At 67.6% G+C, this 13,253-nt stretch carries 12 protein-coding genes; 5 read left to right on the top strand and 7 right to left on the bottom strand.

The window, feature by feature from the left end; all coding sequences use genetic code 11:
- Window positions 1-15 precede the first annotated feature (15 nt).
- The 3 genes from SBP02_RS03750 to mrcB are packed head-to-tail and all read right to left on the bottom strand — an operon-like array spanning window position 16 to window position 3,374.
- On the bottom strand, window positions 16-345 hold the full coding sequence (locus SBP02_RS03750; protein WP_318645075.1) for a YqcC family protein: 330 nt from the start codon (window positions 343-345) through the stop codon (window positions 16-18).
- Window positions 345-1,004, bottom strand: coding sequence for a tetratricopeptide repeat protein (locus SBP02_RS03745; protein WP_369960376.1), 660 nt, complete (start codon window positions 1,002-1,004; stop codon window positions 345-347). The genes SBP02_RS03750 and SBP02_RS03745 overlap by 1 nt, the downstream gene beginning before the upstream one ends.
- 51 nt (window positions 1,005-1,055) lie before the next feature.
- The gene (mrcB, locus tag SBP02_RS03740; RefSeq protein ID WP_318645073.1) at window positions 1,056-3,374 is read right to left on the bottom strand and encodes a penicillin-binding protein 1B; all 2,319 of its coding nucleotides are present in this window, start codon (window positions 3,372-3,374) and stop codon (window positions 1,056-1,058) included.
- Between the two features lie 119 nt (window positions 3,375-3,493).
- Between mrcB and SBP02_RS03735 the strand changes: the two genes are divergently transcribed.
- The 5 genes from SBP02_RS03735 (at window position 3,494) to SBP02_RS03715 (ending at window position 7,458) form a co-directional block, all read left to right on the top strand.
- Window positions 3,494-5,056: a bifunctional aminoglycoside phosphotransferase/ATP-binding protein gene (locus tag SBP02_RS03735; protein ID WP_318645072.1), complete on the top strand. Its 1,563-nt coding sequence runs from the start codon at window positions 3,494-3,496 to the stop codon at window positions 5,054-5,056.
- Between the two features lie 85 nt (window positions 5,057-5,141).
- Complete coding sequence (locus SBP02_RS03730) at window positions 5,142-5,486, top strand: pentapeptide repeat-containing protein (protein ID WP_318645071.1); 345 nt, start codon at window positions 5,142-5,144, stop codon at window positions 5,484-5,486.
- A gap of 2 nt (window positions 5,487-5,488) precedes the next feature.
- Complete coding sequence (locus tag SBP02_RS03725) at window positions 5,489-6,238, top strand: class I SAM-dependent methyltransferase (protein ID WP_318645070.1); 750 nt, start codon at window positions 5,489-5,491, stop codon at window positions 6,236-6,238.
- 39 nt (window positions 6,239-6,277) lie between these two features.
- The gene (locus SBP02_RS03720; RefSeq protein ID WP_318645069.1) at window positions 6,278-6,550 is read left to right on the top strand and encodes a TfoX/Sxy family protein; all 273 of its coding nucleotides are present in this window, start codon (window positions 6,278-6,280) and stop codon (window positions 6,548-6,550) included.
- Window positions 6,551-6,657: 107 nt separating this feature from the next.
- The gene (locus SBP02_RS03715) at window positions 6,658-7,458 is read left to right on the top strand and encodes a Crp/Fnr family transcriptional regulator (protein ID WP_318645068.1); all 801 of its coding nucleotides are present in this window, start codon (window positions 6,658-6,660) and stop codon (window positions 7,456-7,458) included.
- Window positions 7,459-7,685: 227 nt separating this feature from the next.
- On the opposite strand, the gene SBP02_RS03710 is transcribed toward SBP02_RS03715, so the two are convergent.
- Genes SBP02_RS03710 through SBP02_RS03695 form a run of 4 tightly spaced genes read right to left on the bottom strand, consistent with a single transcriptional unit; the run spans window position 7,686 to window position 13,177 of the window.
- Complete coding sequence (locus tag SBP02_RS03710; protein ID WP_318645067.1) at window positions 7,686-9,827, bottom strand: 3'-5' exonuclease; 2,142 nt, start codon at window positions 9,825-9,827, stop codon at window positions 7,686-7,688.
- A 2-nt stretch (window positions 9,828-9,829) separates the two neighbouring features.
- Window positions 9,830-10,201 carry a response regulator transcription factor gene (locus SBP02_RS03705; protein WP_318645066.1) on the bottom strand — a complete coding sequence of 124 codons (372 nt, stop codon included), beginning with the start codon at window positions 10,199-10,201 and terminating at the stop codon, window positions 9,830-9,832.
- Window positions 10,198-12,963 carry a sensor histidine kinase gene (locus tag SBP02_RS03700; protein WP_318645065.1) on the bottom strand — a complete coding sequence of 922 codons (2,766 nt, stop codon included), beginning with the start codon at window positions 12,961-12,963 and terminating at the stop codon, window positions 10,198-10,200. The genes SBP02_RS03705 and SBP02_RS03700 overlap by 4 nt, the downstream gene beginning before the upstream one ends.
- Before the next feature lie 13 nt (window positions 12,964-12,976).
- Window positions 12,977-13,177, bottom strand: a complete 201-nt coding sequence (locus SBP02_RS03695) for a hypothetical protein (RefSeq protein ID WP_318645064.1) — start codon at window positions 13,175-13,177, stop codon at window positions 12,977-12,979.
- Between the last annotated feature and the right edge of the window lie 76 nt (window positions 13,178-13,253).

Here is a 13,253-nt window from a genome sequence, read left to right as displayed (position 1 = left end):
CCCGTAGGCGCGGCCTCAGGCCGCGCCGCCGATCAACCGGTCGAACTCGCCCAGCAGCCGGATCAGCTCCGCGGCCTGCTCAGACCGGTCGCTGTAGACCTGCTCGGCCATCGGCTGGATACCGGAGGCGCCGGGTAGCTCGCCCCCCGCCTCGAGTATCTGCTTCATCCGCGGCAGGAATATCCACTGCAGCCATTGCTCGAAGGCCATGCTGTCGACACAGAACGGCTCCCGGCTGGCCAGTGCCTGGGCGCTGGGCGACTGCTCGGCCCACCAGCCCTGCACACGTAACTCGCGCTCGATCAACAACAGCTGCTCGGCGATGGCCGGCATTCGCGTATCCATCAGAGGCTGACCCGCGCCCGCTCACGCGCCTGGGCGGCACCGGCAGGGTCGCCCTGGCGCTCGCGCGCCTGGGCGATCAGGTTCCACAGACTGGCCTGCAGAGCCGGACGGCCGCTGGCGTAGCTCAAGCCACGGCGGGCGAACTGCTCGGCCTGGGCCGCGTCGCCCTGGGCCAAACGCACCTCGGCCAGGCGGTAGAGTACCTGGGGTTCGCGCGGGGCGATGCGCTGGGCGCGCTCCAGGCTGGAGGCCGCGCCATTGAGGTCGCCATTGCCCTGCTGCTGCTGAGCCGTGGTCAGCAGCGCCAGCACCGGGCCATCCAGCTGCTCGTCGGCGGCCAAGCCGCCATTGCTCGGTATACCGCTCGGCATCGACGGCGGCGGGCTGTAACCGCCCAGCGGCTCGCCGATGCCGAGCGGCGCGCTCTCGGCGACACCGCCAATCGGCGCGCTGGGGGCCGGGAAGGTCTGAATCGGCGCGGAGCTGCCGGCGCCCTGCGGCACCATGACCACCACTCCCGAGTCCTGCGGCTGGGTCTGCGGCTGAGCGGCCGGCTGGCCATAACTGCCACCGCCCTCTTGCTGCTCATAGACCGAACCGCTGGAGTCGACCACCGGAATCGAACCGCGCGGTACGCTGGCGCAGCCGCCCAGCACCATCGAGGCCGTTAGCGCAGGAATCCACCACTTAGTCACTTCACACCCTCTCACTTAATCCAACCAGCCACGCACCCAATCCATCACCGAATCGACCGGCGCCTGAATACCGCAGGACGGACCCGGCAACGGCTCACTCCCACGAATATACGGCATCTGCACGGCATTCGGGCAGCTCGGGTCGGTGCCCTGACCGGTATTGGCATCGACCCAGGCCTGCGTCACGTTATCCGGCAACGGCATGTCCAGCGGCAGCGGATCGGCCTTGCGCATGAAGTCGGTCCACACCTGCAAGGCGCCGCTGGCCCCGGTCAAGGGCGTGGGACCGTTGTCGTCACGGCCGAGCCAGACCACCGCCAGCAGGTCCTGGCTGAAGCCGGCGAACCAGCTGTCGCGCGAGTCGTTACTGGTGCCGGTCTTGCCGGCCAGGGTCAGGGAGCCGGGCAGCTGGCTGTACACCGAACGGCCGGTACCCTCGCGCATGGTGCGCTGCATGGCGTTCTGCAACAGATAGATGGCGCCGGCATCGAAGCGCTGCTGGATCTGGTAGGGGTAGCGCTTGAGCGGTTCGCCCTCGGCGGTCAGCACGCTGCGAATGCCGCGCAACGGCGTATTGAAACCGCCATTGGCCAGGGTCTGGTACATGTCCGCCACCTCCATCGGGGTCAAGGCACCGGCCCCCAGCAGCATCGAGGGATAGGCCGGCCACTTGCGTTCGACCCCGAGACGCTCGAGGGTCTTGAGCACGTTCGGCACGCCCAGCTCCAGGCCCAGCTTGGCGGTGGAGAGGTTGTAGGAGTTGGCCAGCCCCTGGTACAGGTAGATGGTGCCATGGGCCTTGCGGTCATAGTTCTGCGGGCGCCAGACCTGACCGTCCTGGCCCTTGATGGAGAAAGGCTGGTCTTCCAGCAGGCTGGTCAGGGTGAACTGGCTGGGACGCTCCAGGGCGGTCAGGTAGATCGCCGGCTTGATCAGCGAGCCGATCGGCCGCAGTGCATCCAGGGCCCGGTTGAAGCCGGCGAAGCGCGGCTGGCGGCTGCCGATCAACGCCTGCACCTCGCCGGTTTCCGGGTTGGTCACCACCATGCCGGCCTCAACCTGATCGACGCCCTTGCGCCCGGACAGGCGCTTCAAGGAGTCGGCCAGGGCGGCCTCTGCCTTGAGCTGGAGGATGGGGTCGAAGCTGGTGAAGATGCGCAGCCCCTCTTCGGTCAGGTCGGCCTCGCGGTAGTCCTCACGCAGCTGGCGCTTGACCAGGTCGAGGAAGGCCGGGAAGGAGCTGTCGGCCAGGCTGCCGCGCTGGGTCACGCCCAGCGGCTTTTGCTTGGCCGCGGCCGCCACCTCGGCGGCGACCACGCCCTGCTCGACCAGGATGTCCAGCACCAGGTTGCGCCGCTCCAGGGCTCGCTCGGGATTGCGCCGCGGGTTGTAGTAGGTCGGCCCCTTGACCATGCCCACCAGCAGCGCCACCTGGTCGAGCTTCAGCTCGTTCAGCGGCTGGCTGAAGAAATACTGGCTGGCCAGGCCGAAGCCATGCACCGCGCGCTGGCCGTCCTGACCGAGGAACACCTCGTTGAGGTAGGCCTCGAGAATATCCTTCTTGTCGTAGTGCAGCTCCAGCAGCACCGCCATCATGGCCTCGGTGGCCTTGCGCGTGAGACTGCGCTCGTTGGTCAGGTAGAAGTTCTTCACCAGCTGCTGGGTCAGGGTGCTGCCACCCTGGCGCAGTTGTCCGGCCGTGGCGTTGATCCAGACCGCACGGGCGATGCCCTTGGGCGAGACGCCGAAGTGATTGAAGAACTCGCGGTCCTCGACCGCCACCAGGGTTTCCACCAGATAGGGTGGCACCTGCTCCAGCTTGATCAGCACGCGGTCTTCCTGATGCGCCGGGTACAGTCCGCCGATCAGCATCGGCTCCAGGCGGGCCACCGCCAGGTTGCCGCCGTTCGCCTGGTTCAGGCCGGCCACGTAGTCGCCGGAGAAGCGCACGCGCACGCGCTGCGCCGGCTCGCTGCTCTCGTAGAACTGGAAGCCGCGGGTGTGCAGTTCGATGTTGTTGCCGGCCACCGCCACGGCGCCCGGGCCGCTGGCCGCGCTCTCGCGGCGATAACCCAGGGCGTCCAGCTCCTTGAGGAAGTCGCTCTTCGCCAGCTTCTGCCCGACGAACAGCTCCAGAGGCCGGGCATAGACCTTGGCCGGCACCGTCCAGCGCTTGCCGGAGAACTTCTCCTGCACCACGGCATCGAGGTAAACCGCAAAGCCCGCCAGCACCACCAGAGCGACCAGGCCGAGCTTGAAAGCCCAGCCGAGCCAGGGGCGCATGCCACGGGAACGACGTTTGGAACGGGAACGGGGGGATCGGGTACGAGTCATGGCGCGGCATTATACGCACTTTGCGAAGGCACCGGCAGGCGCTGCCGGGCGGTTTGCAGAGCGGCTCACAGCGGCCATAATGCCGGCCTACTTAATAGTCCGAACGCCAAGGATCGCCCGTGAGCCAAGCCCTGATCGCCGCCCTGCAGAACCCGGCCCTCTACCCCCACCCGGTAGACGGCTTCCAGGTCATCGAGACGCATATCTCCTGGGTCCTGCTGACCGGCCCCTATGCCTACAAGATCAAGAAGCCGGTGAACTTCGGCTTCCTCGACTTCACCGAGCTGGCGGCCCGCGAGCACTTCTGCCAGGAAGAGTTGCGCCTCAATCAACGCCTGACCCAGGGCCTCTACCTGGAGGTTTTGCCGATCAACGGTAGCGTCGAGGCGCCGCAACTGGGCGGCGACGGCCCGGCCATCGAATATGCATTGAAGATGCGCCAGTTCCCCCAGGACCAGCTGCTCGGCGAGGTCCAGGCCCGCGGCGAACTGAGCGAGGAACATATCGAGGCGCTGGCCCGGCAGATCGCTGCCTTCCACCTCAAGGCCCCGCAGGTGCCCCAGGCACACGAACTCGGCACGCCGCAGGCGGTCATGGCACCGGTGCTGCAGAACTTCGAGCAGATCCGCCCGCTGCTCTCGGACCCGGCCGACCTGCAGCAACTCGATGCCCTGCAGGCCTGGGCCGAAACCAGCTTCGCCCGCCTCGAACCCGTGCTGGCGCGGCGCAAGGCCGAGGGCTTCATCCGTGAATGCCACGGCGACATCCACCTGGGCAACGTGACCCTGCTCGACGGCCAGGTGACGCTGTTCGACTGCATCGAATTCAACGAGCCCTTCCGCCTGATCGACATCGCCTCCGATGCCGCCTTCCTCGCCATGGACCTGGAAGACCGCGGCCTCAAGTGCCTGGCCCGCCGCTTCGTCAGCGCCTGGCTGGAGCACACCGGCGACTACGCCGCAGTGGAGCTGCTCAACTTCTACAAGGCCTACCGCGCCATGGTCCGTGGCAAGGTCGCGCTGTTCCGCCTCGGCCAGGAGCAGGACGCCGTGCAGCGTGCGGTGATCCTGCGCCAGTACCGCCGCTATGCCAGCCTGGCGGAAAGCTACAGCGCCATCCCCTCGCGCTTCCTGGCCATCACCCATGGCGTTTCCGCGGTCGGCAAGAGCTCCGTGGCCATGCGCCTGGTCGAGGCACTGGGCGCCGTACGGTTGCGCTCGGATGTCGAGCGCAAGCGCCTGTTCGGCGAGCAGCCGAGCGGTGACCGAGGCCAGCTGGATGCCGGCATCTACAGCGCCGATGCCAGCAGCGCCACCTACCAGCGCCTGCATCAGCTGGCCGACGCCGCCCTGCATGCCGGTTTCCCGGTGGTGATCGACGCCACCTACCTGAAACAGGCCCAACGCCGGGCGGCCTGGCAGATCGCCGAAGCCACCGGAGTGCCCTTCCTGATCCTCGACTGCCAGGCCCCGCAGGAAGTGATCGCCGGCTGGCTCGCCCAGCGCCAAGCCTCCGGCTTCGACCCGTCCGATGCGACCCTGGAGGTGATTCAGGCGCAACAGGCCAGCCGCGAGCCACTCGATGCAGACGAGCTGGCCAACAGCAAGCGGGTCGATACCCACGACAGCACCAGCCTGGATAATCTGGTGAAGCAGATCCGCCAGCGCCTGCCCGGGTTGTAAGGGCGCAGAACCGGCGACCCGGCGCGACGAGCAGATCGCGCCGCGGCTTCTATACTGGCGGAAACCCTCCTATGGAAAGCCCGTCATGAGCCAGCCGCGCCAACTCGATAGCCCGCTCTACCGCCTGCTGCGCGAGGAAAACATCACAGGGTTCAACACCCAGCGCCCCATGGACGTCGAGATCGACTTGAGCGGCGGCGACTTCCGCGGGCTCGACCTGCGCGCCCTGGACGCCCAGGGCATCAACTTCACCGATGCCTATTTCCGCGGCACCGACCTGCGCGGCCTGGACCTGCGCCAGTCCCGCCTGGAAGGCGCCAGCCTGGCCCATGCGCAGATCTCCGGGGCCTACTTCCCGGCAGACCTCTCGGCCGACGAACTGCTGATGTCGGTCAACTTCGGCACCCGCCTGCGCTATCGAACCCGCTGAGCATGAGCGAGATCAGCGCGCTGTTCGGTGCCGGCGCAGAGGCCTATGCCAGCTATCGCCCACACTACCCGGACGAGCTGTTCGCCTGGCTGGCCAGGCACAGCCCGCAACACCAGAGGGCCCTGGATATCGGCTGCGGCAACGGCCAGGCCAGCCAGCCGCTGCGCCGCCACTTCGGTCAGGTGCTGGCCTGCGACGCCAGCATCGAACAGCTGCGCGCCGGCAGCGACTGGAGGGGTATCCAGCTGTTCGTCGCCGACGCCCAAGTGCTGCCACTGCCGTCGGCCAGCCTCGACCTGGTGGTGGTCGCCCAGGCGCTGCACTGGTTCGCCAGCCCGGCGTTCTTCGCCGAGGTCAGCCGCCTGCTCAGGCCGGACGGTCTGTTCTGCGCCTGGTGCTATGGCCTGATGCAGATCGACGCCGGCCTGGATGCCTTGGTCGCAGATTTCTACCGCGGCACGCTGGCCGGTTACTGGCTGGACGGGCGCGCCAGCGTCGATGCCGGCTACCGGGACATCCACTGCCCCCTGTCCCCCATCGAGACGCCCGAACTGGCCCTCGCGACGTCTTGGAACTTCGCCCAACTGCTCGGCTATCTGCGCACCTGGTCTGCGGTACAGCGCTGGGAACGGCAACACGGCCGCGACCCGGTTGCCGAGCTGACGCCGGCATTGCGCCAGGCCTGGGGCGATGTCAGACAACCGCGACCGATACGCTGGCCGCTACACTTCCTGGCAGGCATTGCACGCTGATCGCGCTTCGTTCCGCACTCGCAGACGCAAGGAGACTCGATGAACGACGAACTGCAACACCTGAAGAACCTGGGCAAGACCTCGGTGCAATGGCTGCACGCGGCCGGCATCCACAGCGCCAACGACCTGCGCCGCCTGGGTGCCGTGAGCGCCTACCGGGCCGTTCGGGCGCGGGGCTTTCGCGCCTCCAAGGTGCTGCTCTACGCCATCGAGGGGGCGCTGCTGGACGTGCACTGGAACGAGCTGCCCCCCGCCCACAAGGCCGAACTCAATGGCCAGGTCGAGGCCTACGCGGCCCACAACAAGAGCTAGCTCACAACCTGTGCCGACGAGGATTTACCAAAACCGCCGCGCCACCTATTGTTTCAAGGCCATTCGTGCGCCCTAGCCCGTCCAAGCCCGTTCAAGGAATTACGCTCATGTATCTACTCGGGGAGCAACCGGCATATGCCGACCAGCTGATCAGTCGACTGCAAAGCATCCCCGCCCGACTGCTGGACGACCTGCAACCGGCGGGCGACGCGCTCAGGCTGGAGCAGGTCGAGGACCTGGCGCCGATGCTGCCGAGCAATCAACTGTTCATCATCGAGGACGGCCTGCTCCATGCCCTGGTCGACGAACGCCCGCTGTTCTATCTACAAGAGGGCGACCTGGTCGGGCTGCGCCAAGGCATCGATCTGCCCAGCTGCCGCTATCGCAGCGAAGAGCCGCTGAGCCTGGTGCCCTACTCGCGCAGCGAGGTGTTCCGGCATATCTACGCCAGCGAATCGCGCCAGGAGCAGTTCATCCAGTACCTGATCGGCCACACGGCGCTGCTCTCCGATGCCCTGGCACGCCTCAAGCAACCGGAAATACGCCCCGCCACCGGCTTCCAGCACTTCGCCGCCGGCGAGGAACTGATCCACCAGGGCGATGCCGCCGATCATGTGTTCATCATCATCGAAGGCCACGCCGAAGCCTTCGTCGACGGCCACAAGGTCGGCGATGTGCAGAAGGACGAGATCTTCGGAGCCATGGCGGTGTTCACCCGGGAAAGGCGCAGCGCCACGGTACTGGCCACCGAGCCCTGCACCGTGATGGTGATCCCCAAGGAACAGTTCCTCGGCCTGATGCAGAGCAACCCGCGAATCGCCCACAGCCTGATCGAGAGCATGGCCCGGCGCATCGACCTGCTGAACAAGGAAGTCACCCAGTTGCGCCTGCCGGCCGAGGCGGTCTAGCCGGCGCGCCAGCCCGAAGCGGGACGGCGAGAATTTATTTGCCCGGGAGCGTTGACATCGAAATGAGAATTGTTATTATTCAATCAACTGATCGCGAGATCAGCCGGTAAGCTAAAGGGGCCTCCAATCGGACTCTTCAGGTTATCTCCTCATCAGGCTAATCACGGTTATTGACCCGGCGCATGCCGGGTCTTTTTTTGCCTGCAGTTTCTGCCTCCGCCCCCCGCCTAATACTCCAGCTTGGCGTAGATGGTCTTCTGCGAGGCTTCGCGCGCCTGCCGCAGCGTGTGGATGCCACGCTCGGCGAGCAGCGGGATCAAACGCAGAAACACCTCCCCGGTGACCATGGCATCCCCCAGGGCGGTATGCCGATCTATCACCTGCACCCCCAGGCGGGCGGCGATCTGCTCGAGACGATGCTCGTCGGCCGTATGGCCGGGATGGGCCAGGGCCGACAGCAGCAGGGTGTCGAGCACCGGCTGGATGAAGCGGATGCCGGTCTGCGCCTCCTTGAGTTGCAGGAAGCGCATGTCGAATGCCGCATTGTGGGCGACCAGCACGGTGTCCTCGGCGAAACGCTGGAACAGCGGCAGCACCTGGGCGATGCTCGGCTGGCCGGTCAGCAGCTCCGGGGTCAGACCGTGCACCTGCTGGGACTCACGGGGAATCGAACGGTGTGGGTCGATCAGCTGCTCGAAACACTCCTGCTTGAGCAGGTGGCCGTTGACGATGCGCACCGCGCCGATCGAGATGATCTCGTCGCCCTCGGAAGGCGCCAAGCCGGTGGTCTCGGTATCGAACACCGTATAGGCCAACTCGACCAGGGGGCGCTCGTCCAGTTCCGGGGTCTGCCCCGGCTGACTGAACAAGTCGAAGTCGTAGTACACCGGACGCCCCTGGCTGGGCTCCGCACGGGCCTCCGCCGGCTCCGGCTCGATGATCGGCAACTGCAGACACAGACGACTGGCGCCGGTGGCGCGATCGCTCCGGCACCAGAGCTCGCCGCCGTGGCGCTCCAGCACCTCGCGCAGGGTCGCCGCGCCGGGGTCGTCGCCGCCCAGGCTGAACGGCCGTTCCTCCCACTCGTGCAACAGCTCAGGCTCCAGGGGAGCCCCCTGCCAGCACAGGCCCAGGCGGGCGAAACCGTCCTCCTCGGCCAGTTCCAGTTCGACCTCGCGCACCGCACAGGCGCTGGCCAGGGCTCCCATCAGCTGGGTCATGGCCTGCACCAGGGAGTAGCTGTCCAGGCACAGCCAGAGCGGCGGGGCGTTGCCCGCGTAGTGCGCGGTGACGTCCAGCACCGCGGCAAAGTTGCGCTGCAGGGCGAGCAGCAGGTCGCCGGCCAGCATGTCCTCCAGCGGCCATTGCGGTCGCAGAATATCGGCGTGCCGGGCCAGCGACTGCTCCAACTGTCGGGACAGCCGCTGCGCCTCGTCGAGGATCACCGCACCGAAGCGCTGGCGGCGCTCGGCATCCATCTCGGGATACTGCTGCAGGGTTTCGGCGGCGGCACGGATATTGGCCAGGGCACCGCGGCTGCCCTCGGTGAGCTGCAGCATCAGGGCATCGCGGCGGCTGTTGAGTTGCACCGCGCGGGTAATGTCCTCGAGGATCAGCACGAAACCGATCAACTCGCCCTCCCCGCCCTGCAGCGGCACCATCTGGGACCGCAACAGCTGGGTGCCGCGGGCCGCGACGAAAGTGGCCACGGGTCGCGGACTGCGCTGTTCCAGGCGCCGGCGCACGCGCTCCAGGGCATGCCCGATCAGGCGCCGGTCGAGGATGGCGAAGATCGACCGCCCCAGCCCGACCGGTGCGCCGCCGACCTGTGTGTCGGAGGGTTCCAGCAACAGGCTGGCACGGCTGTTGTACAGCAGGATGCGCCCCTCGCGGTTGCACACCAGCACGCTCTGGGCCAGTTCCGACATCAGCGCCGCCAGGCGGTTCTTCTCCTGTTCCAGATGGGCGTTGGCCTCCTCGATGCGCTGTCTGACCTCCTCCTGCACGGCGCCATGGCTCTCGGCGAAGGCATTCAGCGCGCGCGCCAGCCGACGCATCGCTCGTGCGCCGCCCGGCTGGATGCGGTGTCCGGGATTGACCCGGTGGATGATGCCGACTTCCTCGGTCAGGCGCGCCGCCGCCTCCGGGTAGGCCTGCAGGGCGAGGCGCAGGAGCACGGCGAAGGGCACCAGCAGCAGGACGCCGAGCACCACCAGCAGGGCGCCCCGGCCCTCGACCAGGGCCGCCAGCGCGGCACGCTCGGCCGGCTCCAGGTCGCTCCACAACGCCGCCCCGACCAGGCCGAGCAGGACCATGAGCAGCCCAACGAGTCCGGCCAGCCAGGCGACGAACCTGAGCCGTGGGCTCATGCCTAGTCGCCCTCGAGCAAGGTGCGTACCCGGGCCAGCAGGTCCTGGGTCGAGAACGGCTTGGTGATGTAGGCATCGGCCCCCAGCGCCAGGCCCTTGCTGATCTCCACCTCGCGACCCTTGGCGGTCAGCATGACGATACGCAGTCGGGCCCAGGCCGGATTCTCGCGAATCTTCTGGCACAGGTCGAAGCCGCTCAGGTGCGGCAGCATCACATCGAGCAGCACCAGGTCGGGCGGCTGGCGCTGGATCGACTCCCAGGCCTGCTGGCCGTCGTGGGCCACCCGCACCTGGTAGCCCGCCTGCTGCAGGAGGAACTCCAGGGAGATGACGATGTTCGGCTCGTCGTCGGCGATCAGTACGCTATGGCTCATACCGAGTCCTCCGTCTTGCGATCGGGGGCCGACGCCTCGGCGCGCGCCCCTAGGGGAAGGGTAAAAGAAAAGCACGCGCCCTGCCCGCACGCGCTGTCCACCCACAGGCGGCCGCCGAAGTGCTCGATGATCTGCCGGCTGATGGGCAGGCCCAGGCCGGTGCCCTGGGGCTTGCCGGTGAGGCTGTCGCCGACCTGGCGGAATTTCTCGAAGATCGCCTCCTGATCGGCCGGATCGATGCCGGCGCCGTTGTCGCGCACCTCCACCCGCAACGCCTCGGCCTGTTCGCGCAGGACGATGTCGATGCGCCCATGTTCGCGGTCGCAAAACTTCACCGCGTTGGCGATCAGGTTGAGCAGCACCTGCAGTAGGCGGTCGCGGTCGGCCACTACCGGCGCCACCCGTGGCGGCAGCTCGAGCCCCAGGCCGATCCGCTGGTCGCCGAGCAGCTGGCTGGTGCTGGCCACGGCGTCCTCGATCACCGCCCTGAGGTCGACCTCGGCTGCCTGCCACTCGACCTGCCCCGATTCGAGCTTGGCCAGGTCCAGCACCTGGTTGATCATCCGCGTCAGACGCTCGCTCTCCTTGACGATGATGGCGACGAAGCGCGCGCGCTGCTGCGCCGCCAGCTCCGGGTTGTCGTTGAGTATCTCGGCGAAGGCGCGGATCGAGGTCAGCGGCGTGCGCAGTTCGTGGGTCACGGTGGCGACGAAGTCGTCCTTCAGCCGGTCGAGCTCCTGCAGCCGGGCATTGGCCGCGCGCAGTTCGCCGGTGGCGGCCTCCAGCTCCCGCGATTGCTGTTCCAGGCGGCGGCTGTAGGCGCGCACCTGGGAGGCCTCGTCGAGTATACCCAGCACCTCGTGCATGCCCAACGGCTCCTCCTGGACCACCGAGGCCAGCATGACCCGCGCCGAGGCGGTGCCGATGGCGCCGGCCAGCTGCTGCTCGGCGAAACGCACCAGCTCGGCGTCCGGCGTCAACTCGGCGGGCGCAGCCAGCCCGCGGCGCCGGGCATGATCGGCGAAGGCCTCGGCGGCCCGCTGCGGACCGAGGAAGCGGCCGACCAGGGCGACCACCTCGCTCATCGAGGCACTGCCGCGCCACGGGCTGGAGCCACCGCCGGCGACCTTGAAGGCATCGACGAACAGCAGCGCCTGGGCATGCTCGCGGGCGCTCTGACGGCCCAGCAGCGACACCCCGACATAGGCGCCGAGGTTGGCCGCGAGGCTCCAGAACAGCGCGTGACCGATCTCGTCCAGCCCCTCCAGGCCGAACAGTGCCTGCGGCTTGAGCCAGGCGATGGCCAGCGGTCCCTGTTCGATGAAGGCCAGCGGCAGCCAGCCGGACTTGGCGAACGCCGGCAGCAGCAGGGTGTAGGCCCAGAGCGCGAAGCCCAGCGTCAGGCCGCTCAGGGCACCGCTGCGGCTGCCCTGCGTCCAGTACATGCCGCCGAGCAGCGCCGGGGCGAACTGCGCCACCGCGGCGAAGGACACCAGGCCGATCGACACCAGGGCATAGGCCTCCCCGGCCGCCCGGTAATAGCCATAGCCGAGCAACAGCAGCAGCAGAATGGCGCCGCGACGAATGCCCAGCAGCAGCCCGGAGAGATCGCTGCGGCGGGCCAGGGCCTTCCAGCGCAGCAGCAGGGGCATCATCAGGTCGTTGCAGATCATGGTCGACAGGGCGATGGTCTCGACTATGACCATGCCGGTGGCCGCCGACAGCCCGCCGATGAACACCAGCAGCGCCAGCGCCACCTGGTGCTGGGACAGGGGCAGGCTGAGGACGAAGGTATCGGCATCCAGCGTGCCGGCGGGGAACTGCAGCAAGCCGGCGAAGGCGATCGGCAGGACGAACAGGTTGATCGCCAGCAGGTACAGCGGAAACAACCATACGGCCTTGGCCAGGTGGTCCTCGTTTACGTTCTCCACCACACCGACCTGGAACTGCCGCGGCAACAGCAGGACCGACAGCATCGACAGGCAGATCAGCGCCGTCCAGGAACCGTAGCGGCCTTCCGGGCCGCCCAGGGTCAGCAGGCGGTCGAAATCCGGCAACCGCGCCGCCTGGGCGAACAGGTCGGCGAAGCCCTGGTAGAGGCCGAAGGTGACGAACAGGCCGACGGCCAGGAAGGCCAGCAACTTGACCAGCGACTCGAAGGCGATGGCCGCGACCATGCCCTCGTGGCGCTCGGTGGCATCCAGGTGGCGGGTGCCGAAGAGGATGGTGAAGGCCGCCAGCAGCAGCGCCACATAGAGCGCGGTGTCCTGCAGCGGGCCGGGTGCCTGGGCCTGCCCCGGCATGCGCAGCGCCGGGTACTGCCAGAGGATCAGGAAGCTGGTGGACACCGCCTTGAGCTGCAGGGCGATATAGGGGATCACCCCGACCACCGCGATCAGCGTCACCAGGCCGCCGAGCAGCGCACTCTTGCCATAGCGCGCGGCGACGAAGTCGGCGATCGAGGTGATGCGGTTGGCCTTGCTGATGCGGATCATCTTGCGCAGCACCAGCCAGAACAGCGCCGCCATCAGGGTCGGCCCCAGGTAGATCGGCAGGAAGCCGACGCCACTGTCCGCCGCGCGGCCGACGCTGCCGTAGAAGGTCCAGGAGGTGGCATAGACCGCCAGCGACAGCGCATAGATATAGGGATTGGCGATGATCGAGCGGCCGGCGTCGGCGCGCCTGTCGCCCCAGTAGGCGATGGCGAAGAGCAGCCCCAGGTAAGCGCCGGCGGCCAGCAGGATCAGGGCGCCGAGGGACATGCTCAGGGCTCCCTCATCGACGCGAACCCTCGATGACCAGCACCATCAGGCCGATCAGCGCGGCCCAGGCCAGAAACAGATAGGCATAGAGCAGCGGGATGCCCAGCAGCCGGGCGTCGTTGTCGAACAGGGTCAGCAAGGGATAGCTGAACAACAGCCAGCCCAGCAGGAACAACGCCGCCAGGCGCTGCCCGCGCAGCGAACGATCGGCCATAAGCGCCCACCTCCTGAGCCTAAGTGTGGCCTATTCGTCGGGCGATGCTCGGCGAGCCTGGCCGGCACAGGATCGG

The organism is Pseudomonas benzenivorans (assembly GCF_033547155.1).
Classification (GTDB): domain Bacteria; phylum Pseudomonadota; class Gammaproteobacteria; order Pseudomonadales; family Pseudomonadaceae; genus Aquipseudomonas; species Aquipseudomonas benzenivorans_B.
The sequence above is the reverse complement of the archived record's forward strand: the minus strand, read 5'-3'. Positions and strand labels throughout refer to the sequence as shown.